The sequence below is a fragment of the Arthrobacter sp. MDB1-55 genome (assembly GCF_059092925.1).
Genome location: NZ_JBNHID010000003.1, coordinates 142,136 through 164,452, shown reverse-complemented (window position 1 = coordinate 164,452; position 22,317 = coordinate 142,136). Strand labels below are relative to the sequence as shown.

The following is a 22,317-nucleotide window of genomic DNA, read 5'->3' as shown; positions in this document are numbered from 1 at the left end:
GAAGTGAGGCGCTACTGCGGCGGGCGCGTCATGGAGAGTACGTCGAGAGCCTCGTCCAGCTGCGCTTCGGTCAGCTCACCGCGCTCCACATACCCGAGTGCGACGACGGCTTCCCGGACCGTGAGCCCTTCAGCCACGGCCTTCTTGGCAATCTTCGCCGCGTTCTCGTAGCCGATGTACTTGTTCAGCGGCGTCACGATCGACGGCGATGCCTCAGCGAGGAAGCGCGCGCGCTCCTCGTTGGCGGTGAGCCCGTCGATCATCTTGTCCGCCATCACGCGGCTGGTGTTGGCGAGCAGGCGGATGGACTCAAGCAGGTTGGCGGCCATCACGGGGATGCCGACGTTGAGCTCGAACGCACCGTTGGTCGAGGACAGGGCGATCGTGGTGTCATTGCCGATGACCTGGGCGGCGACCATGATGGCCGCCTCGCAGATGACGGGGTTGACCTTGCCCGGCATGATCGAGGACCCTGGCTGCAGGTCCGGGATGGCGATCTCACCGAGGCCGGTGTTCGGGCCGGAACCCATCCAGCGCAGGTCGTTGTTGATCTTCATGAACGAGTACGCGATGTTGCGCAGCTGCCCCGACGCCTCGATGAGGCCGTCTCGGTTGGCCTGGGCTTCGAAGTGATTGCGGGCTTCTGTCAGCGGCAGGCCGGTATCTTCGGCGAGCAGCTCGATCACGCGGGCGGAGAAGCCGGCGGGGGTGTTGATGCCGGTACCGACAGCGGTGCCGCCGAGCGGAACCTCAGCAACGCGGGGGAGCGAGGCGTTGATGCGCTCGATGCCGTAACGGACCTGAGCAGCATAACCGCCGAACTCCTGGCCAAGGGTGACCGGGGTGGCGTCCATGAGGTGGGTGCGGCCGGACTTCACGACGCCGGCGAACTCCTCGGCCTTGCGCTCGAGGGACTCAGCCAGGTATTCAAGGGCCGGGATCAGGTCATTGATCAGCGCGGACGTGGCAGCGACGTGCACCGACGTCGGGAAGACGTCGTTCGAGGACTGCGAAGCGTTGACGTGATCGTTGGGGTGGACCACCTTGTCGCTGCCGCCGTCCTTGAGTGCACGGGAGGCGAGTTCGGCGAGAACCTCGTTGGTGTTCATGTTGGACGAGGTTCCGGAACCGGTCTGGAACACGTCAATGGGGAAATCGCCGTCGTACTGTCCGGTGGCAACCTGGTCAGCGGCGGCCTCGATGGCGCGGGCGAGCTCTTCATCGAGCACACCGAGTTCGGCGTTGGCCGTAGCGGCCGCCTTCTTGATCCGTGCCAGGGCCTCGATGTGCGTCCGTTCCAGCGTCTTGCCGGAGATCGGGAAGTTCTCCACTGCACGCTGGGTCTGTGCGCGGTAGAGGGCGTTCGCGGGAACCCGAACCTCGCCCATGGTGTCGTGTTCTATGCGGTAGTCGACGTTCTCCTGGGAATCAATTGTCATGCGCCAATTCTGGCCGGTCGCGCTGGACGCGACAAATCACCGAGCCACAAATCACAGTCTCGAACGCCATACGCCATTCGCCACACGCCACGTCACACGTCACGACGCCACGTCAGAGACTGCCCTGTTCCGAAATGACGTCGGCCTTGCCCTCGTCGAGCCGGTAGGTGACGCCGACGACGGCGGTGGTCCCCTTCTCGACCGCGTCGGCAATCACGCGGGAGGAGTCGACAAGCCGCTGGCCTGTCTGCCGGATGTGCTCCTCAACCATGCCGTTGATGTCATCGACACCGTTGCGCCGTGACGTCAGCACCGACGGCGTGATGCGCTCGACGAGGTCGCGGATGAAACCGGTCGGCATGGTGCCCGATTCCACCGACTGGGCAGTCGCGGTGACGGCACCGCAGGAGTCATGTCCGAGGATCACGATTAGGGGGACCTTGAGCACGCTCACGCTGTATTCGAGCGACCCGAGGACGGCGTCGTCGATCACCTGGCCGGCTGTTCGGACCACGAAGATGTCGCCGAGCCCGACGTCGAAGATGATTTCTGCCGCAAGACGGGAGTCGGAGCAACCGAAGATGACGGCGAAGGGATCCTGGGTGTTCACCAGTGACGCTCGTCGGGAAGCGTCCTGATTGGGATGGGATGACGAGGCGGAGATGAACCGCGCGTTTCCATCACGGAGTTTCTGCCAGGCTTCAGCGGGGGTCAGTTGTGAGCTCACGATTTTCACTGTACTGCGCCCCGGCCCTGGCCCGCCCGGTTGGTGACTTTACGTTGAGCGGGTCTCGTTCAGTTGACGTGCCGGTTCAGGTGAGTGCTACTTCAGTTCGTCGAGCACTGCGCTGCCGAGGAGGTCGAACTGCGCCAGATCGGCCGTTCCGTTCAGGATGAGCGTGAAGCCGTCCTGCTCGGTGGTGAGGAAAGCGTCGCCGGAGGTGCTGTCGAGCAGCTCCCAGGTCACTCCGTCGATCACGCGTTGCCCGGACGGCTCGGCGCGGTCCACGCGCTGCGACAGCCACGTGGGGTTCGAGGCGTTTGTCTGCGTCACCTGGATGAACTCCCGCTCGGGTGTGAGATACCCCACCTCCCAGAAGGCGACCCCGTCGGAAGCCGAGCCCGTCCAGCGCGCGTAGTTGGAGGTCCAGCCCTCCGGCAGATCGGCGGCGACCGGGGTGTACCCGGCGGCGTCTTCGGCTTCTGTTGCGATGGTCGCGACGTCGACGTCGCGTGTGTACGTGTCCGCTGTGTGCGTGGGATTGAGGAGCACGACGAACAGAACCAGCGCCAGCGTGACGGCTGTGGCGATGAACATGCCGATCGATGAGGCATTGGCGCGCTTGGCCTGCTTGGCGGTCAGTACCGGGGTTGCCGGTGCGTCCTGCTGGTTTTCCTGGGTGCTGCTCACCTATCCATTGTCGCTCACCGCGGTCACGTCACGGAAATGGCCGGATAGCGGCGCACCATTATGATTGGCGCAAGAGGGTCCGCTAATTCGATGATGAGGTAAACGTGTCCGACACCGTAAAAAAAGCCCAGTATTCAACCCTTTCCCCCGCCCTCGCGGTGGGCGACGACGAACCGGACCGCAACCTCGCGCTGGAGTTGGTGCGCGTCACTGAAGCCGCAGCCATCGCCGGCGGTCACTGGGTGGGTTTCGGTGACAAGAACAAGGCCGACGGCGCCGCAGTCGACGCCATGCGCTCATTGCTTTCCACCGTGCACTTCAACGGCGTCGTGGTGATCGGCGAGGGTGAGAAAGACGAAGCGCCCATGCTGTACAACGGCGAGCGTGTCGGTGACGGCAGCGGACCCGAGTGCGATGTCGCGGTTGACCCGATCGACGGCACCCGCCTGACCGCCCTTGGCATCAACAATGCGCTTGCGGTTCTTGCCGTTGCCGAGCGCGGCACCATGTTCGATCCCTCCGCCGTCTTCTACATGGAGAAGCTGGTCACCGGTCCCGAGGCCGCGGACATGGTGGATCTCCGCCTGCCCGTCAAGCAGAACCTCCACCTGATCGCCAAGGCCAAGGGCAAGAAGGTCAACCAGGTGAACGTGATGATCCTCGACCGGGACCGGCACCGCCCGCTGGTGCAGGAGATCCGTGACGCCGGTGCCCGCACCCGCTTCCTGATGGACGGCGACGTCGCCGGTGCCATCGCGGCGGCACGCGAAGGCACGGACATCGATGCCCTCATGGGTATCGGCGGCACTCCGGAAGGCATTGTTGCTGCCTGCGCCATCAAGTCCCTCGGCGGCGTAATCCAGGGCCGGCTGTGGCCCACCAGCGATGACGAGAAGCAGAAGGCGCTCGACGCCGGACACGACCTCGATCGGGTACTTTCCACCAATGACCTGGTCACCAGCGACAACTGCTACTTCGCTGCCACCGGCATCACTGATGGTGACCTGGTGCGCGGCGTCCGCTACCACGGCGGCAAGGTACTGACCCAGTCCATCGTGATGCGGTCGAAGTCCGGCACCATCCGCGTGGTCGACGGTGAGCACCAGGCCCATAAGTGGGAGAGCTACGCCCGCCTGAGCTAGGCAAGCCGTCAGGTTGTCCCATGGACCGGACGCGTGCGAAGGACTGGCTGATCGGTGCTGCCGGGATGATCGTTGTCCTGGTGGCCGCCGTCGGGATCTTGTGGTTGGTTGTGAGCGACCCTGCCGGTGGGGGAGAACCGTCGCCGTCGCCGTCCCAAGGAGCGCAAGCTTCCGACGGCGGGACGCCGGACGCGCAGCCTCCCGCCGACCTTGGTGCGGACGACGTGTGGCTCGCTGACCTTGCGCTGGACGCCGGGACGGTGGTGACCCCCGACTCGGTGCTTCGGGACGTCCGGGCTGTTGGGCAGGACGTGCTGACAGGCCCGGACGGTCTGGTCGCTGCACGGCTCACAGTCGACGCGACCGTGCCCTTCGAGGTCGTCGCGGACGAGCTTGGCGGAGGGGCGGAGGTTCGCGCTGCCGACGCTGGGCAGGTACTGGTGGTTCGGGTCGTTGAGGTTTTGGGGCGCGAATTGCGCGTCAAAGCAACCGGGACCGTCGACGTTGAAGCGGGCAGGCTCGTGATGGAGCCGCGTTCGATCGACGTGGGCGGACCGGACTTCCTCTCCAACGCCACCGCGGCCGTCGTGCGCAGGTTTGTGACGATCGAGCACAGCATCGAGGGTCTGCCCGAAGGTCTGGTCCTTCAGGACGTCACGGTCCAGGACGACGGTTTCCGTGCCAACCTCCGCGGCGAGGACGTCAAGCTCGTTCCGTAAGTTGCACCCGGGCCCCTGCCGATAGCGCCTCCTGGCCTCCCACCCCTCGCTGCGTTCGGCGCGGGTCCCTCGGCCAGTAGCGCCTATCGGCCCCCCAACGCTCGCTGCGCTCGCATCGGGCCCCTGCCGATAGGCTTAGCATCATGAATCTTGCCATTACTCCTTGTTGGAACGCGCCCGAATGGGATGCCGCCGTGAACCGCCTGAGCGGGCACCCGCAGCAGCTCTGGGGCTGGGGACAGACCAAGGCCGACCACGGCTGGCGGACTGAACGGCTCTTCCTCAAGCAGAACGGCGAGACCGTCGGATGTGCCCAAATCCTGATCCGGCGACTGCCGATGCCCTTCCGTGCGCTGGTGTACGTGCCGCGGGGACCTGCCTGCCGTGCCGAAGACGCACGTCAGGTCCTCGAGGCTGTTGCGCAGTACGCCCGCGAGTCCTACGCAGCCACCGTGCTGAGCATCGAGCCTGATTGGGATGCGGATTCGGATGTCGTCGAACAGGTCCGTGCCGCGGGATTTCGGCCCACCGACAACACCATTCTGATACCACGTACGCTCATCCTCGACCTCTCCCGTACGGAGGAGGAACTGCTCGGGGAGATGTCGAAGAAACACCGCCAGTACATCCGGAAGTCGGGCCGGGAAGAACTCGACTTCCGCGAGGTCACCCGGGAGGAGCTGACAGCCTGCCTTTCGGTGTACAAGGAAACCGCCGAGCGTGCCGGGTTCGGCATCCACGAGGACGCCTACTACCTCGACATCTTCGACAACCTGGGTGGCGCGTCGCCGGTCTACGCAGCGTTCCAGGGCCAGACCATGGTCGCGTTCCTCTGGCTGTCCGCGAGCGCTTCCACCGCCTTTGAGCTCTACGGCGGAATGACCGAGGAAGGCGAACGCCTGCGTGCCAACTACGCGCTGAAATGGCTCGCCATCCGGTCAATGAAGGAGCGCGGCGTGCAGCGTTATGACTTCAACGGTCTGCTGAACGACGGCGTCTCCAAGTTCAAGATGGGCTGGGCGAAACACGAGAACCTGCTGATGGGCACCTGGGACAAGCCGCTCTCACCGCTCTATCCGGCCTACGCCACCGCCATGCCGCTGGCCCGCCGCGGGCTGTCCACAGCCCGCAGTGCCGTCAAAACGCTGCGGAGCACAGCGTTGCCGGCACTCCGCGCTAAGGCCGAGTCTCTTCGCGCGGGCCGCGCACAGGCCCCAACCCGCCAGGGTTAGCGTCGCCGGCGGCACCCACGGTGACGGCGAAGGCGACGGCGGTGCCGTCGTCGTCGTCGCCTGTCTCGTCGCTGGTGTCAAAAGCACAGCGGGCCATGACCGGCGACTCATTCGCGGGGATGAAGGCGCTCTGCCCGCGGTGCAGGATGAGGTCGCCCTTCGGCGAGTCCAGCACCAGGGTGCCCGAGACAACCAGCACCACGGCAGGCCCGTTCTGGGCGATCGGCATGTCGGCGGAGACGGCGTCGTCACCGAAGGACACCGGGAGCTCGATCCGCTGAAGCTGGAACTCGTCGAACGGGGGGCAGTACAGTTCCTGGCCCAGGGGCGTGGACTCCGGCTCCAGCAGGGGGAGGGCGAGAGGAGCGAACTCGACGGTCTTCAGCAGCTCGCCGGTGTCGACGTGCTTGGTGGTCAGGCCGCCGCGCAGCACGTTGTCCGATGACGCCATAACCTCGATGCCCAGACCCTCAAGGTAGGCATGTACGTTCCCGGCAGGCAGGTACAGCGCCTGGCCGGGTTGCAGGGTGATCCGGTTGAGGAGCAGCGCGACGAGCACGCCCGGGTCGCCCTCATGATGGCCGTTGAGCTGCAGGACTGTTGCGGCGGCCGAACTCAACCGGCCGTCCCCGGAGCCGTCGGGAGTTCCTTCCTCGAGGGCCTCGACAACGGCTCCCACGGCTGCGCGTGTCTCGGCCCCGCCGGTCAGCAGTCGGGTGAAGGCCTCACGCAGGGCGGTGGCTTCGTCGGGAATGCCGAGATCGCCGACGACGGAGCTCAGGATGGCCGGCGCCCACCCCTTCTGCTTCTCCACCAGCCCGGTGAGCGCAGAGAAAATCTCCGCGGCTTCGCTGGGCGCGCGGAAGCCGCACAGCGCGTCGAACTCGGTCAGGGCGAACATCAGCTCGGGTTTGGAGAACGCATCGCGGTAGTTGCGGTGCGGCGCATCCTGGGGAACCGACGCACTGTTCTCCCGATCAAACCCTGCGCGCGCCTGGTCCCGGCTGGGGTGAACCTGCAGCGAGAGGGGGGCCGCTGCCGCGAGGACCTTCAGCAGGAACGGCAACCGGTCGCCGAAAGCCTCACGGGTGAGGGCGCCGAGGGATCGGTCGGGATCGGAATCGATCAGGTCGTCCAGTGGCGTGCCGGTATCCCCGTGGCCGACAACCGTAGACGGCGAATCGGGGTGCGCACCAATCCACAGCTCCGCCTCCGGACCGCCCGACGGAGTGCGTCCCAGCAACTCTGCGATGGCGGTCGGTGAACCCCATGCGTAAGGGCGCAGCGGGTTGTCGAGCTGGTACATGCGGCGGTGTCCGTTCGTTAGGCGGGGGAGCATTCCCCGTTATCGGCCAACAGTGATTCGAGCGTAGACCAGTCCTGATTCACAGCGAGCTGGTGCAGGTACTCCTCGGTGATCTCACCCGTCACAGTCTGTGCCGGGAGCACAGTGGGTAACGCTTCGACAACCCCGGCACGGTCCACTTCCAGAACACCGGCGGCCGCGGCCTCGGCATCGCCTGTTGCAGCCGCAAGGGTCTCCTGCACGCGCTCATGAACCAGCGGAATGTCCGGGTACGTGGAGAACAGCTCACCCGGCTCACCGAAGTCCGGAGCGCCGATGGTGAGGCGGCCGACGTCGTGGTTCTTCGCCTTGATGGCCAGGTCTACGAAGCTGCCCAGCTGGTCGCGCGGAAGGTCGGTCTCGACGATCTGCGTACCCGCGGCGGCGATCTCCTGGAAGCGGGTGAGGACGGTGGCGGGATCGAGTTGGGCGATCATTGCCGCTTGCACGCACTGCTGGCGCCGGATGCGGGAGTAGTCGGTGGCGTACTCGCGCGAACGGGCGTACCAGAGTGCGTGGTACCCATCGAGGGTCTGGACTCCGGGAGCAATCCATTCCGACGGCGGGAAGTACCGTTTTGGGTCGCTGCCCGGGATCTCTTCGGAGGTGATGGGAACCCAGCCTCCGGCGTCGATGGTGATGCCGCCCATGGCGTCGATCAGCTGCTCGAATCCGGCCATGTCCACGAGGATGTACGCCTGCACCTCGATGCCGAGAATGCCGCTCGCTGCGTCCATCATCGCTTCGGCCCCCGGGTCCTGCGACTCCGGGTAAAGGTCAGCGTGATCCTGGCTGACCACCGGGTAGAGGCTGTTGATGATGCAGTCGTTGCCGCAGTTATAGCCGTCCGGCCACACCTGCCAGAGCGGAGAATCTTCCGAGAACGGCGCGTTCTGGAAGTCGCGGGGAATGCTGAACGTGACGGTGGCCCCGGACGCGGCGTCGACACTGATCACCGAGATGCTGTCGGGGCGCCGTCCCAACCTGTCCTCACCGGCGTCGCCGCCCATCAGGAGGAAGTTGTAGCGCCCGTCGACCGGATCGAAGGCGGGACCGGCCTGGAAGATGGAGCCGAAGGTGTTGCGGCCGACGTTGAGCAGGTACGCGGCGTACCCCAGGCCGCCGCTCGTCACGAGCATCAGCAGGGCGAGCGATGCGGCGACGGCAGGACGCATTCCGCGGTCCAGCAGGGGCGGGCGAATGATCCGGAGGGTGTTGAGGAAGAGCAGCGCCCAACCGACCGCCAGCGCCACCAGCACCGCTATCAGCAGGAGGGAGAACCACTGATTCGTGAGAAGGGAGACCAGTAGTTGCCGGTTCAGCAGCGCCAGAACGACGCCGGCAATCACCAGGAGCCACGCCGCGAAGGTGATCCGCAGCGCCCGGCGGCCAAGCTTGCGGTTGCCGGCGACGATCTGCGCTGATCCGGGGATCAGGAGGGTCAGGAAAAGAAGCAGGAACGCCCGCTTCGTGCGGACACCGGACTGGGCTGATTCCGGATAGCGCACCGGATCGGTCAGCATGGTCCGTTCGGAGGGCTGGCCGGGATGAACCGCCCGGCTCATGCGCCGCCTTCGGTCGCGAACGCTCGCCCGCCGGTGCGCTCGCGCAGCTTCGCGCCCTTGTCGAGGGCGGTCTGCCGCAGCCCCGCGGCAAAGTCCGTGAGCTTGCCTGACAGATCCTGAGCGAACTGCCCCTCACCGGCGGCGAGGATGCGCACAGCGAGGAGCCCCGCGTTCCGTGCTCCGCCGACCGAGACCGTGGCGACCGGAATCCCCGCCGGCATCTGCACGATCGAGAGGAGCGAATCCATGCCGTCGAGGTGCTTGAGCGGAACCGGAACACCGACAACCGGCAGCGGCGTCAGCGACGCCAGCATTCCGGGGAGGTGCGCTGCGCCTCCCGCGCCGGCGATGATCACCCGCAGGCCGCGATCGGCAGCCCCGCGCCCGTACGCCACCATGTCCTCGGGCATACGGTGGGCGGAGACGACGTCGGCCTCATAGGGGACGCCGAACTCTTCGAGAGCAAGCGCGGCGGCCTCCATGACGGGCCAATCCGAGTCCGAGCCCATGACCAGGCCAACGAGGGCGCCGGTGGGGGAGTTGTTCACGATGTTTCCTTCCGGGGGTCGCGGCCGTCCCTGAGGATTGCCGCAGCGCGCTCGGCGCGCTCCCTGACCTGTGCCGTCGTGTCACCGGGCAGGGCTATAGCGTTTACGTGGCCGATCTTCCGACCCGGGCGAACGCTTTTGCCGTACGTGTGGATCTTGGCGGCGGGCTCTGCCTGCAACGCCGTCGGAAAGGCACTATACAGCTCTGCGTTGTTCCCGCCGAGGATGTTCTTCATGACCGCCACACCGGTGGCAAGCGAGGCGTCACCCAGCGGTAGGTCCAGGACAGCGCGCAGGTGCTGTTCGAACTGGCTGGTCACGGCCCCGTCCATGGTCCAGTGGCCGGAGTTGTGCGGGCGCATTGCCAGTTCATTGATGAGGAAGCCCGCCTCGCTGTCCGGGACCTCGAACATTTCTACCGCCATGACTCCGGTGACGCCGAGCTCTTCGGCAATGCGCAGCGCGGCTTCTGCGGCGGTGCGGGCCAGGCCCGGGGCCAGGTCCTGGGCGGGCGCGATCACCTCGTCGCAGACGCCGTTGACCTGGATGGAGTGAACCACCGGCCAGGCGCGCGCCTCGCCCTGGGGTGAGCGCGCCACAAGAGCGGACAGTTCGCGTGTGAACGGTACCTTCTCCTCGGCGAGCAGCGCGGAACCGGTGAACCAGTCCGCACTCTGCGCGGCGTCGTCGTGCGAATCGATGATCCGCACGCCCTTGCCGTCATAGCCGCCGCGCGGAGTCTTCAGGACTACCGGCCAGCCAGTACGGTCACCGAATGCCCTCAGCTCTTCGATGGAGGAGACCGCACTCCACCGGGGATTGGGGAGCCCGAGCCGGTCCACGGCCGCCCGCATCACCAGCTTGTCCTGTGCATGGCGGAGCGCGTCGGGGTGCGGCTGAACGTTCACACCGGCGTCCACGAGGGCGCGGAGGTGCGCTTCAGGCACGTGCTCATGATCGAAGGTGAGAACGTCCACATCCTTGGCGAAGGCCCTCAGGTCCTCGAGATCGGTGTAGTCGCCCACCGAGGCGTTCGCGACGGCGGCCACCGCAGAGACGTCGGGGCCCTCCGCCAACACGCGCAGTTCAATGCCAAGTTCGACGGCGGGTGGCGCCATCATTCGGGCGAGCTGGCCGCCGCCCACCACACCAATAACGGGAAAAGTCACCCCTTCAGGGTACCTATTGTCGAGGGGGTCCCCTTGATGTGACCTGTTCGCAACTGCGGCTTCCTAGGAAAGACACAAACTCCGTCGGTAAAATGGGCCCTTAGTTCCCGCGCTGAAATTGCACATGCTGGTTTTCAGCTTGTTCGTCTTGCAGAAACCGGAGAGTCATGATCACCACACTTGTCGACCGCACGCGGGCTCTCGCGTCTCTCTTCTGGAGAGAGCTGGCGAAGTTCGGCGCCGTCGGGGGTGTGGCATTCGTCATCGACAAGGGTCTTTTCTGGCTTCTCATCCACGGGGCCATGAAGGACAGTGAGGTCAAAGCGCAGGTGGTGTCGGCTGCCATAGCGACCGTGTTCGCGTGGATCGCCAACCGGTACTGGACTTTCCGCCATCGACGCCAGGCCAACGTCCTCCGCGAGCTCGTGATGTTCCTCTTCATCAATGCGATCGGACTGGGTATCGCGGCCGGATTCGTCTGGCTCGCCAAATACCCTCTCGACATCTCGGACCGCACCGGGCTTTTCGTGGCGGGGGTCGTGGGAACCGTTCTGGCAACAGCGGTCCGCTTTATCGCCTACCGGTTCTGGGTCTTCAACGAGGAACTCGATGCCGAGCCTGCATTCGCCCACGACCACGAACTGATTCACCCCAGCGCCCACTCGGAGGAGGCGCTTGAGCCTGCTGTGACACTGGCTGCCGACGGCGCCGCTCCGGCCAGGCATCCGGCCGCAGCTAAGCAGCCAACCGAGCAGTAATCCGCTCGCCCTCCACCAGGCGGTCGGTCACCTCCACGCTTGAGTGCACGAGCACCACTGTCCCACCGCTCGCCCAGATGCGGACGGCCGCCGTCAGGACCGTATGGAGTGGCAGTGTTGCCGGGACCAGCCAGATGCCCTCGGCTGAGCCGATGCCCCCAGCTGTCAGATCACTGAAAGTGGCGCTGGTGCCGCTTGCCCGCAACAGTTCGGCGCCGGCGTCCGCCGGCGCTTCAAGGTAGACATCGCCGAAGGAGCGGACTGTCGCCGCGTAGTCGACGGCATCGCTGGGGACGGCACCGGGCCAGCGCATGTCCAGGGCGCCAGGGGCTACAAGTACGAGCAGTTCGTCCGGGTGGTCAGGCTCGCCGCCATCGGCCGGAGGCTCCATGGTGGCTCGTATGTCCGCGGGAGCACCGCCGTCGAGCAGCGTCACGGCGCCCACCTGCCAACTGGCAAGCGCCCACACGAGCGTTCTCCAGTGCGGCGGCATCTCCACGGCGACCACGCTGCCCGCGCCGGCATCGAGCTCCTCGGTCAGCAGGTTGGAGGTTTTGGCCACCCAGTTCTCCAGTACCCGCCCGGAGAGCTCCACGCGTTCGTGGTCGGGGCCGTACCAGATCAGGCGCGGCGCGCCGGCGGCTGCTCGGAAGGAGGCGAGCAATCCTGAAATGGACTGAGATTCGGCCACCGGGTGCCTGCCTTTCGGGTGGTGAGCGTGCTGACCTGCGGGTTCAGTTGCATAATTGTGAGGCGCGATGCGCGTGGCGTGCCACCGATCCAAGAAATTAACTCTATAAGATTCCTTCGCCGCTTGACTCGATGCGACTTACACGCGTGTAATTAGGTCATCGGATTTGCTTCGGCGGACGGGATTTCGGGGTTTCTCAGCGACTTGCTGGAGGCGCATCTCCCACACTAGCTTCTGGCCGAAGCTGCAACACCGGGAGGCTGGTATGGGGCAAGCAGAGCACATTCAGGACCGCACGACCATCGCGGCCCAGGCGTCTGCGCGCTACGGGTCGCGCGGCGTTCCGCAGGACTGGTATGTCGATCCCGCAGACCCGGGTGCCGCTGAGAGGTATAGGGAGCAGACCCAGTCTCTGGAAGATGAGGCAACCGCCTTCCTTGCAGCACATGAGGCACTGAGCGAGGGCGCCGGCGTCGAGGATTTCCTTGATGCAGACCCCAAGGACGCTCCTCGCCGTCACGCTGCTCCCGAACGGGTTGAGCAGGCAGTGTGGATAGGCCTTCCGGGCATCGGTTCCGACTTCGATGATGAAGGCGAACTGGGCTGGCAGGCGGACGCGCTGTGTGCGCAGACCGACCCCGAGGCGTTCTTCCCTGAGAAGGGCGGCTCTACACGGGACGCCAAAAAAGTATGCGGTGCGTGCAACGTCAAGGCACAGTGCCTTGAGTACGCGTTGGAGAATGACGAGCGCTTCGGTATCTGGGGCGGTCTCTCCGAGCGTGAGCGCCGCCGGTTGCGAAAGCGAGCGGTCTGATTCATCCGCAACAAAGGGTCACAGCCGTTGTCGTAGCCCACAACGGAGCCGAGTATCTTCCCGGCACGCTGAAAGCACTCGGTCAGCAGACCCGACCCCCGGATTTCCACGTAGGAGTCGACGCCGGTTCAACTGATGAATCGGCGTCACTTCTGCAACTGCAACTTCCGGTGGGTTCTCCCGTAGTGGGGGCGGCCGCCCGCAGCGGCTTCGGTGCCGCAGTGCGCACCGGCCTGGCCGAGATTCCGCCCAGCCGCCGTGCGGACCCTGACAGCGGGGTTCACGACTGGATCTGGCTCCTGCATGACGACTCCGCTCCCGAGCCCACCGCCCTGGAGGCACTCCTGCGCGCGGTGGAGCTCGCACCTTCCGTGACGGTCGCCGGCGCCAAGCAGGTGGAGTGGGAGCACCGCCGAAAACTTGTTGACGTAGGCCTGTCCATCAGCCGGTGGGCCGAGCGCCTCACTCTCATCGACGTAGACGAACTGGACCAGGGCCAGTACGACGTCCGCAGCGACATGTTCGCGGTCAACTCGGCCGGCATGCTGATTCGCCGCGACGTCTGGGACGAACTGGGCGGCTTCGATTCCGCACTGCCCGGAACCGGCGACGACGTCGACTTCTGCTGGCGTAACCGCCTCGCCGGCCACCGCGTGGTGGTGGTGCCGGAGGCAGTCATGCGCCATGCCGGATCGCGCGCCAACCATTCAGCCACCCTTGGTGCCGCGCGCCGAGCCGAGGTGTATCTCCGCCTGAAACACGCAACGCTGTGGAAGGTGCCGTTCCTCGCGGTCGGCGCCGTCCTTGGCGGGTTCGCCCGGCTCATCCTCGGCTTATTGGCGAAGGACCCGGGCTACGGCGTCGGGCAGCTCACCGCGAGTATCGCCGCGGTGTTGAAGCCATTCGACCTGTACCGTTCCCGGCGCTCCGCTGCCCGGACCAGGCGCCTGCCGCGGTCGGTCGTGCGCGCCCTGCGCACCGAGCGCCGCGAGGTATGGTCCCACCGGAAGTCCGTCGTGGAGGCATTCTCGGCCCGGGGGCTCGAGGACGAGTCCTACGCGCAGAGCACCGCCGCCGAGGTTCCCTCGGGCGACGCACACGATGACTTTGCCGCCCTGGAAGGGCCGTCCCGGATCTGGGCCGGCTGGGGACCGATCGCGGCGTCCCTGGTTCTGCTGGGCGTGTCACTGGTCGCGCTGCGCCAGTTCGTCGGGGCGCCCGCCCTCGCAGGGGGTTCGCTCCTGCCGCTGTCGCCCGACCTCGCGGAAATCTGGTCCAACGGCTCACGCTGGTGGATCGACCTCGGCGCAGGTGTAGCCGGCCACGGCGATCCCTTCAGCTACGTGTTGTGGTTGCTGTCCGTACTGGGTTTCGGTAACGGGAACGCCGCCGTCGTCTTCGTGATGGTGTGCGCCGCTCCTCTGGCGGGCCTCGCGGCGTGGTTCGGGTCGGGCGCCTTCGTGCGCAGCCGGTCGCTTCGACTGTGGGGCGCCTTCTTCTGGGGTTCCCTGCCGGTGCTTCAGGTGGCCGGCGGTAGCGGCCGGCTCGGCGCGCTGCTGGTGCACATCCTGCTGCCGCTGGTTGCACTGGCGCTGATCCGTGCCGTGGGCCAGGCGCCCGGCCGGCCGGGCGCCCAACAGAACGACGACGCCGATTCCAGCGCGCGCCAACGCTCGCTCCAGCTGATGCTGAAGCCGGGGATCAACGGTGTTCCCAGCTGGACGGCTGCGGCCGCAGCGGGCCTGCTGCTCGCCGTCGTCGTTGCTGCCGCGCCGTCGCTGCTGGTCTTCTTCGTCCTGGCGGTGGTGGCCATCACACTGGTTGCGCGACGCCGCGCCAAGACAGTGTGGTGGTCACTCCTGGCGCCGCTGGCCCTGTTTGTTCCGTTCGCAGCCTCCACCCTCGATCGTCCGTGGGGGATCCTCGGCGACCCGGGAGTACCGCTTCCGTTCGACGCCGCACCGTTGTGGCAGCAGCTGCTGGGCTACCCGCTGGCGTTCCCCGCGTTCGGCACTCTCGGCGCGTTCCCTGAGCTGTCCGAAGGACCCTGGCCGCTGGTGGTCTCGCTGATTGTCGGACTGCCGGTGCTGCTCCTTGCGGCGACGGCGCTGTTCCTGCCGGGCAAGCGGCGGGCAGCCGCGCGGGTGCTGTGGGCTCTGGCGGTGCTGGCACTGCTGGGCAGTGTGGGGAGTTCGTTTGTGGTGACGGCGGTCGGTTCGTCCACGCTCATTCCGCCGTTCAGCGGTCCGTGGGTTTCTGTTGTTTCGCTGGCACTTTTGGCGGCCGCCCTGCTCGGCGGCGAGTGGCTGCTGCAGCGGCTGCGTGCCGGCAGGTCAACGCGCTCCGCCCGGTCTGTCCGGGCCGCCCGGTTATGGTTCACGGCTGCGGCGTTGGTGCTTGCCCTCGGCCCGGTGACGAGCCTTACAGTCTGGCTGCTTCCACAGCTTCGAACACCGGATGTGGCGGTGGAGGCGACCAGGTTCGGTACGGAGTCCATGGTGCAGCCGAGCGCCAGCCGTACGCTCCCCGCTACCGCGGCTGACCGCGGCACCGACGGGCAGCGCAGTTCGACCCTGGTCATGAAGATCGATGGTGACAACAACGTCAGCGCGTCCCTGATGCGCGGCAGCGGCACCACCCTCGACTCCCTTTCCCAGATCTACGCAGCCCGCCAGCTCCATGGCTCGCTGTTTGACGCGCAACTACGCGAGGACGACGACGCCGCAGCCGACATCCGCCGGACCGTCGCCACCCTGGTGGCCGGCACCGGGGTGGATCCCCGCGAGGAACTGCGGCGGCTTGGAGTCGGCTTCGTGGTGCTGCAACAGTCCGATTCGGCCGCGGAAGTGCTCGCTAGCCAGATTGATTCCGTCCCCGGCCTGGTGTCGGTAGGCAATACCGAGTCAGGGTGGCTGTGGCGGGTCGAGATGGCGCCCTCGGGTGAATCCACCGGCGCTGCACAGGTGGGACGCCTGCGCATCGTGGACGAGTCCGGCACCACGCTGTCCGTGGTCAACTCGGATGCAACCACGGCGTCTGCGGAAGTCCCGTCCGGCCCTGAGGGGCGCCTGCTGGTGCTCGCCGAGCGGTCCGCGCCCGGCTGGGAAGCGACGCTCAACGGCGAGCGGCTGGAACAGGCACCGTCGGAGTGGAACCAGGCCTATGCTCTGCCGGCTGCCGGAGGGCAGCTGCAGGTTCACTACGTCACGCCGTGGGAACCCTGGTCGGGGCTTGCCCAGGCAATCGTGTTCGGCCTGACCCTCCTCCTTGCGGTTCCGATGCCTGCCCGGCCGCGCTTCGTCCACATCCCGCAGGGCAGGGCGCGTACGGCAAGCGAACCCGTATCCACCGGTCGCCGTGCGGCGGCGCCGGAACCGCTGATTCCGTCTGAAACGGCTGAGGATGAGCGAGCTGATCGCCACCCGCAGGACAGCCGTGATGACGCCGCAAGGGACGCTGGTAATCCTGAAGACCCTGCGCGTGAATCGGCGCTGAGCAGCGGAAAGGCTGGCTCCTGAGATGAGTGCGACACACAAGGACCGCAAGACCGCCGTGCCTGCCAACCGACGCGGCACCTGGGTGCGCGGTGCAGCGGGGATCGCAGCCGGCGTCGTGCTGGTTTCTGCTACCGGTGCCCTCGCGGGGGCGAGCATCGTCCAGAACATCGACGGCGCCGCGGAAGCATTTCCGGTGCCGACCGCGGCGGTCCCTGCGGGGGAGTATTCGGCGGTGTGTCCGGAGCCGTTGCGGTTGCTTGAAGGCACCGTGGACGGCGGCGATCCCGACTTCAGCCCGGTGTCGGAAACTGCCCTCAATCGGGTCAGTGCCATGACGCTCAGTGACCTCGGGGGTACGGTCCCCGGCTCGGCAATCGCACCGCTCTCGGGTGGAGATCCGCTCGCCGTCATCGCGGAGCAGGTACCCGAATCCGAACGAGGCGAACCCCAGGTCAGCAATGAGGACGGACTCACCAACCGCGTGGCCGGTGTCTCGGCAGGGCAATCGGTTGAGGGTGCAGCCGTGATGCGCGCCCAGGCCCTTGGCGAGCAGCGCGCCACCGCCGGCGCCGGATTCACCTACACCGCAACGGACGGTGACCTCGCCGGTCTGGCGGTGGCGCACTGCCAGGTTCCCTCGAATGACTTCTGGCTGGTCGGTGCCGTCACCACTGTCGGTGCCGCAGCGGTGCTGAACCTGCACAACCCGTCGCAGTCGCCGGCCACTGTGAATCTTGACTTGTATGGTTCCAAGGGCGTTATCGATGCGCCCGGCGGCCGGGGGATCCTGATCGCTCCGGGGAAGTCTGAGTCAATCGTGGTCGCTGGGCTTGCCGCTAATGAGGAAAATGTTGCCGTCCGGGTCCGGAGTTCCGGCGGCCGGGTCAGCGGGTTCATTCAGCAGAGCGTGCTGCGCGGGCTGACTCCGGGCGGGGTGGAACTCATCCAGCCCTCGGCTCCCAGTGCTGCCTCGCAAGTTGTTCCGGGCATCCGCATTCAGGTGCCCGATGAGATGGATGCGATTACCGCGCAGGAAGGCTACGCCGGTGCTGCGCCGTCGCTGCAGGTTGCGGTCCCGGGTGGCACGGATGCCGTGCTGGACGTGCGGGTCTTCGGTCCCAGCGGCGAAGTGGAACTACCCGGTGGGGGAGTCGTCACCGCGACCGCCGGCGCGGTGACCGCAATTCCGCTCGATTCGCTGCCCGAGGGCGACTATTCAGCGGTCATCAGTTCGGACGTCCTGATCTCTGCATCGGCGCGGGTCTCCCGTGGTTCGGAGCCGAAGGAACCGCTGGATCTGGCACTCGTTCCCTCGGCCGTGCGGCTGGGCAGCCAGCATGTCTCGGTCCTGCCGACCGGCGCGGGCTCGGCGTTCGTCTTCAGTGCACCGTCCGGCCGGGCGGAGGTCCGGCTCACGCCGGTCAATGCTGACGGGGCGTTCGGCAAGGAGTTGGTGTTCGACGTCGCCGGCGGCACCACGGTCACGGTGCCTGCCGCTGACCTCGGCAAGGGGACGGCAGCGGCCCTGATCGGCGCCTCGGGAGACCCGGCGTACGGTGCCCAGGTAGCAACGCTCGACGGCGACACTCCCGGCATATCTGTAGCCCCCATCCCGGCGGGCAGCTCAGGCCAGCAGAGTGTCGCCGTGGATATCGGCTTCTGACCGGTTCCTTCAGGCCGGTAACTCAGGCCGTGACTTAGGCCCGTGACCGCCCGTAGGCGGGGTCAACCGCCTCGGGGGCCATGCCCAGCAGTTCGGCCATCTGCTCCACAATTACGTCGTGGACGAGCTCGTTGGTGGGCATGTAGCCCTTGGCCGTCATCTCGATGGGATGCCGGTACACAGTGATGGTGGCCGGTCGCTTCGCCGCTGCGGGCTTCGACGAGCCGAGCAAACCCCGTACTGCTGCGGGAGCGAGTTGCTCCAAACCGTCCGGGATCTCCTGGACGATGATCTGAACGTCCTGGATCTTGTCGCCCCATAGCCTCTCCAGGCGTTGGGCTGACTCCATGACCCAGTCTTCGAACCGTTCGGAGCGGGTCCGGGCGCCGGGCAGGTGGGACGGAATGAGATCGCCGCGCAAGCCTCTGCCGTGGCGGTCGCGCCGCCTGCCGGCGAACCGGGACTGGCGGCCAACCGGCCCTTCCGGTACAGCCAGGCGAATCGAAAGAGAGCTATCCCGCATGGGGAAACTCTAGTCCGAACCCGTGCCTGCTGCATCACGGCGACGGGACACGGTAGGCTAATCAGTCGTGGGATCGATCAGGCAATGTTCGCGTTCAGCGTGCCAGCGTGCTGCTGTGGCAACGCTCACCTACGTGTATGCCGATTCCACCGCGGTGCTGGGTCCGCTCGCAACCTACGCGGAGCCCCACTCCTACGATCTTTGCGCTCCACATGCTGAAAAACTCACGGTTCCTCTTGGCTGGGAAGTAGTCCGGCTCGCTATGCCGTCCGGCCCGCCGGAGCCCAATCCCGATGACCTGTTGGCGCTGGCCAACGCGGTTCGGGAAGCTGCGGTTGACCGCAGTGCGCCCGAGCCGGCCGCCCCGCACGGGCCGAAGTCGCCGCTGACGCCTCCGCCCGGAGAAACGGGAATACGCCGCGGCCATCTGCGGATGCTCCGCGACCGCTAATCTCTGCTCCTGCTCCTGCTCTCCGGCACCATCCACAGGATTCTCATCGCGCCCGCGCTGCGCGATACCCTTGTAACACCGCACCAACGTGTCCCGGCTGTTGCAGCCGGCACGAACGCTGCACCCGGAATCCTTGAAAGGCTGCACCACGTTGCCCAATATCGCCTCTGATCTGTTGGCCATCCTTCGGTGCCCCGTCACTGGATCCGCACTGGTGCAGGAAGGCGAGGTACTGCGCTCGTCCGCACCCGACCCCACCGGCAGTTTCGTGGAGTACCCGATCGACGAGTTGATCCCCGTGCTGCTTCGCCCTGAACTGAGGACAGCGGAGACTGCTCCCGCTGCCAACCCGACCGCCGCTTCCACCACTGCAGAGGAATCTTCAACAAAATGACATTTGACTTCAAGGTCGCTGACCTCTCCCTGGCCGAAGCGGGCCGCCACCAGATCCGCCTCGCCGAGCACGAGATGCCCGGCCTCATGGCACTGCGGCGCGAGTTCGGAGAGAGCCAACCGCTCAAGGGGACGCGTATTGCGGGTTCCCTGCACATGACGGTGCAGACTGCGGTCCTGATCGAGACCCTCACGGCGCTCGGAGCGGAGGTCCGGTGGGCCTCCTGCAACATCTTCTCCACGCAGGATGAAGCGGCGGCGGCCATCGTCGTCGGGCGTGGAACGGTAGAGGAGCCGGCCGGCGTGCCGGTATTCGCCTGGAAGAACGAGACCCTCGAGGAATACTGGTGGGCCACCACCCGGATCCTGCAGTGGCCCGACGGTGAGCCCAACATGATCCTCGACGACGGCGGCGATGCCACGCTGCTGGTGCACAAGGGCGCCGAGTTCGAGGCCGCTGGAGCCGTACCCGAGGCGCCTACCGAGGACGACGTCGACTACTCACACGAATACACCGTGGTTCTCGATGTATTGCGTTCCTCGCTGGCCGAGGACCCCCAGCGCTGGACGCGGATCGCGGCGTCGATCCAGGGTGTCACCGAGGAAACCACCACCGGTGTCCACCGCCTGTACCAGCTGGCGGAGCAGGGCAAACTTCTCTTCCCGGCCATCAACGTCAACGACTCGGTGACGAAGTCGAAGTTCGATAACAAGTACGGCATCCGCCACTCGCTGCCCGATGGCTTGAACCGCGCAACCGATGTACTCATCGGCGGCAAGGTCGCCGTCGTCTGCGGTTATGGGGACGTCGGAAAGGGCGCGGCAGAAGCCCTCCGCGGCCAGGGTGCGCGCGTCATCGTCACCGAAATCGATCCGATCTGTGCCCTGCAGGCTGTCATGGACGGCTACCAGGTGGCCAAGCTCGAGTCGGTGCTCGCCCAGGGTGACATCTTCATCACCACCACGGGCAACAAGGACGTCATCATGGCGCACCACATGGAGGGCATGAAGCATCAGGCCATCGTCGGCAACATCGGTCACTTCGACAACGAGATCGACATCGCCGGTCTGGCCCGGATCCCGGGCATCAAAAAGGTCGAGATCAAGCCGCAGGTCCACGAATGGGTGTTCGATCACGGGACGGACCGGCAGCGCAGCATCATCATGCTGTCCGAGGGCCGTCTGCTGAACCTCGGTAACGCCACCGGTCATCCGTCGTTTGTGATGAGCAACTCGTTCGCGAACCAGACCATTGCCCAGATCGAGCTGTTCACCAAGCATGGGCAGACGCGCGAAGACGGGTCGCCGGAGTACAGCAACCAGGTGTACGTGCTGCCCAAGATCCTCGATGAGAAGGTTGCACGGCTGCACCTCGACGCCCTGGGCGTTGAGCTGACCGAGCTGTCGAAGAGCCAGGCCGAGTACCTGGACATCGATGTGGCCGGACCGTACAAGCCGGATCACTACCGGTACTAGAGGGGGAGCGCTCCTTGCGGGCGGGTCGCAGGTAGCCCGAAACCCGCAGCGGGGCACGCTCGTCCCGGCGTGAAATTGTAACCGGACCGATGTGTGTCCGTTGCAGGCTGCCCGGCGGCGCGCGCGTAAAATCGCATCTGGACAGCAACTAGCAGGCAGGGTATAGAAGCATGTCGAACTTCTCCGAGGACAACCAGCAACGACGGCGAGGCTGGAAGATCGGCGCGCTCATTGTTGCTGGGCTGCTCGTGGTCGGCGGCGGCGCAGTCGGTGCCATCACCGCGCCGAGCTGGGCCAACTTCGGGGACGAGCCGGCGGCAGCGCCGTCGTCGTCCGCTCCTGCCGACAAGGTTCAAGATGATGAGCCGGACGCTGAAGAATCCGAAGCACCCGACGCCGAGGAATTCACCTTCGGCGTGACACCGACGGATGGCGCTGCAGCGGTGAACCCGGCCACCCTGCCGGAGATCCAGGCGAAAAAGGCCGCAGTCAAGGACGTGGTGCTGGCGCCGGTGGGCGGCGGCGAGCCTGTTGCCGGAACAGTTTCGGAGGACGGATCCTCCTGGAAGGCTGACGGTCCGCTCGCCTTTGCGACCGAGTACTTGTTCGAGTTCGTGCTCGTCGACAGTGCGGGCACGGAGCACCGCCAGGAGCAGACCTTCACGACCGTCCAGCCCGAGAACGAGGCGAATGCCTGGATGTACCCGGCTCCCGGTTCCACCGTGGGTACCGGTCAAGCCATTGAGATCACGTTCAGCGAGCCCGTGGTCAACAAGGACGAGGTCGAGAAGGCCATCACCATCACCAGCACGTCCGGCCAGGAAGGTGCGTTCTACTGGCTGAACGACACCGAGGTCCGCTACCGCGCAGAGGAGTACTGGAAGCCGCATAGCACCATCACCGTCGACATGCAGTTGTTTGGTGTCGACTTCGGCAACGGGATGATCGGCAACTTCAACGACACCTATTCGTTCAAGACCCACAACAACCGGCTGGCCGTGGTGGACAACGCCACGAAGGAGATGCAGGTCTTCATCGACGGCAAGCTGGAACGGACCTTCCCCGTAACGCTCGGCACCGAGGAATGGCCCTCCTTCTACGGCCTGTACACCGTGATGGAGCAGTACGAGCAGACGAGGTTCTCAGCAGAATCCATTGGTTTGAAGCCGGGCGACCCGGCCTACTACGAGGCTACCGATGTGAACTGGGCGAGCCGCCTGTCGAACGGCGGTGCGTTTGTTCACGAGGCGCTACCTGCGGCGCAGTCGGTGCTGGGCGTTGCGAACGTGTCCCACGGTTGTGTCGGCATGAGCCCTGAGGGTGCCAAGTACTTCTACGACACCTTCGGTCCCGGGGACATGCTGGAGATCCGCAACACCGACACCGGTCCCGTCCAGGTGTGGGACGGTTTCGGGGACTGGAATGTGTCCTGGTCGGACTGGACCGCGCAGCAGGCCTGATTTCTTCGGCGCTCCCGGTCG

At 66.0% G+C, this 22,317-nt stretch carries 20 protein-coding genes; 11 read left to right on the top strand and 9 right to left on the bottom strand.

Annotated features, from left to right (window positions below):
- Positions 1–11: 11 nt before the first annotated feature.
- The 3 genes from AC5RU3_RS12320 to AC5RU3_RS12310 form a co-directional block, all read right to left on the bottom strand.
- Positions 12–1,439, bottom strand: a complete 1,428-nt coding sequence (locus AC5RU3_RS12320) for a class II fumarate hydratase (protein WP_309124428.1) — start codon at positions 1,437–1,439, stop codon at positions 12–14.
- A 112-nt stretch (positions 1,440–1,551) separates the two neighbouring features.
- Positions 1,552–2,166, bottom strand: a complete 615-nt coding sequence (locus AC5RU3_RS12315; protein WP_309070482.1) for a carbonic anhydrase — start codon at positions 2,164–2,166, stop codon at positions 1,552–1,554.
- 96 nt (positions 2,167–2,262) lie between these two features.
- On the bottom strand, positions 2,263–2,850 hold the full coding sequence (locus AC5RU3_RS12310) for a DUF4245 domain-containing protein (protein ID WP_309070483.1): 588 nt from the start codon (positions 2,848–2,850) through the stop codon (positions 2,263–2,265).
- A 104-nt stretch (positions 2,851–2,954) separates the two neighbouring features.
- On the opposite strand from AC5RU3_RS12310, the gene glpX reads away from it, so the two are divergent.
- The 3 genes from glpX (at position 2,955) to AC5RU3_RS12295 (ending at position 5,943) form a co-directional block, all read left to right on the top strand.
- Positions 2,955–3,992 carry a class II fructose-bisphosphatase gene (gene glpX / locus AC5RU3_RS12305; protein ID WP_309070484.1) on the top strand — a complete coding sequence of 346 codons (1,038 nt, stop codon included), beginning with the start codon at positions 2,955–2,957 and terminating at the stop codon, positions 3,990–3,992.
- A 20-nt stretch (positions 3,993–4,012) separates the two neighbouring features.
- Positions 4,013–4,711 carry an LmeA family phospholipid-binding protein gene (locus AC5RU3_RS12300; protein ID WP_493965729.1) on the top strand — a complete coding sequence of 233 codons (699 nt, stop codon included), beginning with the start codon at positions 4,013–4,015 and terminating at the stop codon, positions 4,709–4,711.
- Between the two features lie 143 nt (positions 4,712–4,854).
- Positions 4,855–5,943: a lipid II:glycine glycyltransferase FemX gene (locus AC5RU3_RS12295; RefSeq protein WP_309070486.1), complete on the top strand. Its 1,089-nt coding sequence runs from the start codon at positions 4,855–4,857 to the stop codon at positions 5,941–5,943.
- On the opposite strand, the gene manA is transcribed toward AC5RU3_RS12295, so the two are convergent.
- From manA to AC5RU3_RS12275, 4 genes are read right to left on the bottom strand one after another with little or no spacing between them, the layout of a single operon-like run.
- Complete coding sequence (gene manA / locus AC5RU3_RS12290; protein ID WP_493965728.1) at positions 5,888–7,249, bottom strand: mannose-6-phosphate isomerase, class I; 1,362 nt, start codon at positions 7,247–7,249, stop codon at positions 5,888–5,890. The genes AC5RU3_RS12295 and manA overlap by 56 nt on opposite strands.
- A 17-nt stretch (positions 7,250–7,266) precedes the next feature.
- Positions 7,267–8,853, bottom strand: a complete 1,587-nt coding sequence (locus tag AC5RU3_RS12285) for an LCP family protein (RefSeq protein ID WP_493965727.1) — start codon at positions 8,851–8,853, stop codon at positions 7,267–7,269.
- Positions 8,850–9,362 (bottom strand): 5-(carboxyamino)imidazole ribonucleotide mutase, encoded by a 513-nt coding sequence (gene purE / locus AC5RU3_RS12280; protein WP_493966028.1) that lies wholly within the window; start codon positions 9,360–9,362, stop codon positions 8,850–8,852. The genes AC5RU3_RS12285 and purE overlap by 4 nt, the downstream gene beginning before the upstream one ends.
- 35 nt (positions 9,363–9,397) lie before the next feature.
- Positions 9,398–10,570, bottom strand: a complete 1,173-nt coding sequence (locus AC5RU3_RS12275; RefSeq protein WP_309070489.1) for a 5-(carboxyamino)imidazole ribonucleotide synthase — start codon at positions 10,568–10,570, stop codon at positions 9,398–9,400.
- 167 nt (positions 10,571–10,737) lie between these two features.
- Here AC5RU3_RS12275 and AC5RU3_RS12270 point away from each other — a divergent pair, with 167 nt between their 5' ends.
- Entirely contained in the window at positions 10,738–11,328 is a 591-nt protein-coding gene (locus AC5RU3_RS12270; RefSeq protein ID WP_493965726.1) for a GtrA family protein, read from the top strand.
- Here the strand turns inward: AC5RU3_RS12270 and AC5RU3_RS12265 are convergent.
- Positions 11,306–12,019 (bottom strand): TIGR03089 family protein, encoded by a 714-nt coding sequence (locus AC5RU3_RS12265; protein ID WP_493965725.1) that lies wholly within the window; start codon positions 12,017–12,019, stop codon positions 11,306–11,308. The genes AC5RU3_RS12270 and AC5RU3_RS12265 overlap by 23 nt on opposite strands.
- Before the next feature lie 265 nt (positions 12,020–12,284).
- Here AC5RU3_RS12265 and AC5RU3_RS12260 point away from each other — a divergent pair, with 265 nt between their 5' ends.
- The 3 genes from AC5RU3_RS12260 to AC5RU3_RS12250 are packed head-to-tail and all read left to right on the top strand — an operon-like array spanning position 12,285 to position 17,993.
- The gene (locus AC5RU3_RS12260) at positions 12,285–12,833 is read left to right on the top strand and encodes a WhiB family transcriptional regulator (protein WP_493965724.1); all 549 of its coding nucleotides are present in this window, start codon (positions 12,285–12,287) and stop codon (positions 12,831–12,833) included.
- The gene (locus AC5RU3_RS12255; RefSeq protein WP_493966027.1) at positions 12,830–16,351 is read left to right on the top strand and encodes a glycosyltransferase family 2 protein; all 3,522 of its coding nucleotides are present in this window, start codon (positions 12,830–12,832) and stop codon (positions 16,349–16,351) included. The genes AC5RU3_RS12260 and AC5RU3_RS12255 overlap by 4 nt, the downstream gene beginning before the upstream one ends.
- Position 16,352: 1 nt before the next feature.
- Positions 16,353–17,993, top strand: coding sequence for a DUF5719 family protein (locus AC5RU3_RS12250; RefSeq protein ID WP_493965723.1), 1,641 nt, complete (start codon positions 16,353–16,355; stop codon positions 17,991–17,993).
- A 34-nt stretch (positions 17,994–18,027) separates the two neighbouring features.
- Here AC5RU3_RS12250 and AC5RU3_RS12245 read toward each other — a convergent pair whose 3' ends face one another.
- On the bottom strand, positions 18,028–18,516 hold the full coding sequence (locus AC5RU3_RS12245) for a metallopeptidase family protein (RefSeq protein WP_309070494.1): 489 nt from the start codon (positions 18,514–18,516) through the stop codon (positions 18,028–18,030).
- A gap of 67 nt (positions 18,517–18,583) precedes the next feature.
- Between AC5RU3_RS12245 and AC5RU3_RS12240 the strand changes: the two genes are divergently transcribed.
- From AC5RU3_RS12240 to AC5RU3_RS12225, 4 genes are all read left to right on the top strand, one after another.
- Complete coding sequence (locus AC5RU3_RS12240; RefSeq protein ID WP_309070495.1) at positions 18,584–18,967, top strand: DUF3499 domain-containing protein; 384 nt, start codon at positions 18,584–18,586, stop codon at positions 18,965–18,967.
- Positions 18,968–19,118: 151 nt separating this feature from the next.
- Positions 19,119–19,361: a hypothetical protein gene (locus tag AC5RU3_RS12235; RefSeq protein WP_309124378.1), complete on the top strand. Its 243-nt coding sequence runs from the start codon at positions 19,119–19,121 to the stop codon at positions 19,359–19,361.
- Positions 19,358–20,836 (top strand): adenosylhomocysteinase, encoded by a 1,479-nt coding sequence (gene ahcY / locus AC5RU3_RS12230; RefSeq protein WP_493965722.1) that lies wholly within the window; start codon positions 19,358–19,360, stop codon positions 20,834–20,836. Before AC5RU3_RS12235 ends, ahcY begins: the two co-directional genes overlap by 4 nt.
- Positions 20,837–21,006: 170 nt before the next feature.
- Entirely contained in the window at positions 21,007–22,296 is a 1,290-nt protein-coding gene (locus AC5RU3_RS12225; protein WP_493965721.1) for a L,D-transpeptidase, read from the top strand.
- The last annotated feature ends 21 nt before the right edge of the window (positions 22,297–22,317 follow it).